Below are 2,530 nucleotides of genomic sequence, written 5' to 3' on the forward strand. Positions count from 1 at the left end.
ATCCCTCGAACCGCTCGCGGTAACCGCCGTCGATACGATACGGATTGGGATAGACGATGACGCCGATGTCTTTCTGGATGACCAGGTCGCTGGAATTCTGGGCGAATTCACGCTGGGCATTCATGGTGGGATCCGTTTCCAGGGCGCCCAGATTGCGGGCCGGAAAACCCTGGTCAAAGGAAGTCACCGATACATAGTAAGGCTGAGAAGGGAGAAGGCGTCTTATGGTATATTCGTATTCGAAATATTTCATTTCCCCTTCCTCGGTCAACTCATCGGGATAGAACATTCTGGCGCTGTCGAGATTCAGAGTCGAGGGATACGGCTGATCCGGATAAATCCTATGGATTCTGGTCGTGTCGGTCAGATCCGATTGGTTCCAATCGTGGCGGGTGAAAAAGCAGGACTCATTGCGTCGGGTGCGGGGATTAAAAAACACCAACAGGTGGTCGGAATCATAATATTTGGAGGGTTCAATATTATCGCCATAGATATTTCTTAAGAGTCGCATATCAAATGGCTGACTCTTAATAATCCAGCTCTTGAGGTCGATGTCAAATTCCCAGCGGTTATAGTCCTCTATGTCAAATGAAACCAGCAAGGTGTATTCGTAGGCTCTTCCGGTATTGGAAATGTAGACACGAAACCCCTCGAAATCAATTCGTTGACTGAACTGGTCGGGTGTCGTTTCAGAAAGGCGTCCGTTCCAGCTTACCGTAATCTCGCCTTCATTATATGTGTTAATCCGGGGAAAGAGACGAACTCTGGAACTTGGAGGAGGGCCGGCACCGCGAAAATCGGCAACTCCATCACCCTCATAGTAGATGGTGTCGCCATACTCACAATACCAACTGGTGTCGTAAATCGTATCAATCGGGGAGAAGATGGTATCGATACCGGCCACAACCGAATCGAGGCAAAAGGTATGGTACTTTCCTTTGTAACCATCACCGTCGGTATCGACGCCCGGATTATCGAATATCCAGCCGGCCCAGACGGCATTGAGGCTGATATCGGCGAATGGATAATGGGGCCGGGGCTGCTGGCCAGGGCGAGTCTGGGCATGAAAATCCTGCCCGGCAATGATTGCAAAAGTGAAAGGAGCAATGTCACCCTGGCCCAGATTGAATGGTCCGAAGGAAAGGATATATCGAATATCGGCTCCATAGGAAACGACATTGGCATAAGCAGGAGGGGGAAGCCAACCCTCGGGACTATGATCCGTGGCTGTCTCCCACTGATCATAATCGAATTCCGGGTGACTCATCATGTAATATTTATTCATATCGCCGACCGGCGTCCCGAGAAAACCGTCAAATGACCGGAAAGGATCATCAGGGGTACCCGTTCTCCGAGGTCCCCAATCATCAGTCGGTTCATTACCGGAAATCCACCAATTGAAATTGTAGGCGAGAGATTCGGCCGGGGTACGGAGAAGGCGGGTGCCGACAACGGAGGTGGGTGAAAAATAGCCTTGATAATATCCGCTTGCGCTGGGGTCGCCATCATTATCGGCGGCCCAGGCAATGTTGATCGTGTCGGTCAAACCCGCAATGTAGCGGGAGCGATAGGCTTTTTTAAAACCACATATGTCATCATAGGAAACGTTGCGGAAATCGCGGCCAATGTCATTATCCATATAGATGCCGACATAAACCTGCTCGAGATCATAAAGACCGATATTGGCAATGCTGCAATCAATAATCACGAAATCCTCGGTGTAATCATAACCCCAGGCATAGCTATTTTGATTGAACTGGATATGTAATGGACGATGCCAGCGCCGCGAATAGTAATCATAGCCGGTATAGCGGGCGCTGGTCAGCGTGTCATAAAATATCGATGAATAATCCTGTTGGGAGATGGCACCGTAATAATCGGGCGATTCCGGGTTTCTGGTAGAATGATACCGAATATCACCCGAGGGAAAGGCCGGCGGCCAGAATTCAGTGATTCCAAAATCGGCGCCACAGGCGGTAGAGACAAGGGTATCGCGCCCGACGATGGCGCCCACCCAGTACCCACCCTCATAAAGGTAGGTCAGACCGTAACCCTTCGGGTAACTGAGTGAAGGAAGTTGTTGCCCCGTTAATGGATCAAGAATATCCAGATTAACACTTCGCCCGATGACACCATAGTTGGTGACGGCAAGGGCCATCTTCCCCACGTCATGCACAGCAAGTGTGACATAGGGAGTACTGTCGCTCACTTTGTTAAGCTGGGGCATTGGCTGTTCCAAGAGATTTCTGCCTTGAGCTGCGGTGGTTGACAGACAGACAATAAGCGCTATATGCCTGAAGAGCAAATTCATATAATTGTCGTCCAAATGTCCTTCGATGATTCGGGCGCGTATGCACTTTAAGTTAATAGACGCTGTGACGGATGTCAACTGATATTTGAAATGATATATTTTCCAGGTAATATCTTTATAAGTGTGTAAAAACGACAAGAGGTGTATCCTTAAGATTTACAAGCTGATTCAAAAGGAGACACCTAATGTCGTATAACGAGTTAGATTTTAGCAGGAGAA

General features: G+C 49.0%; 1 protein-coding gene. It reads right to left on the minus strand.

Annotation, left to right across the window (positions count from 1 at the left end):
- The coding region (locus tag NT002_00050; protein MCX6827670.1) for a hypothetical protein at positions 1-2,227 on the minus strand (2,227 nt) is incomplete at its 3' end.
- Between the last annotated feature and the right edge of the window lie 303 nt (positions 2,228-2,530).

It is taken from the genome of Candidatus Zixiibacteriota bacterium, from assembly GCA_026397505.1.
GTDB lineage: Bacteria > Zixibacteria > MSB-5A5 > GN15 > PGXB01 > JAPLUR01.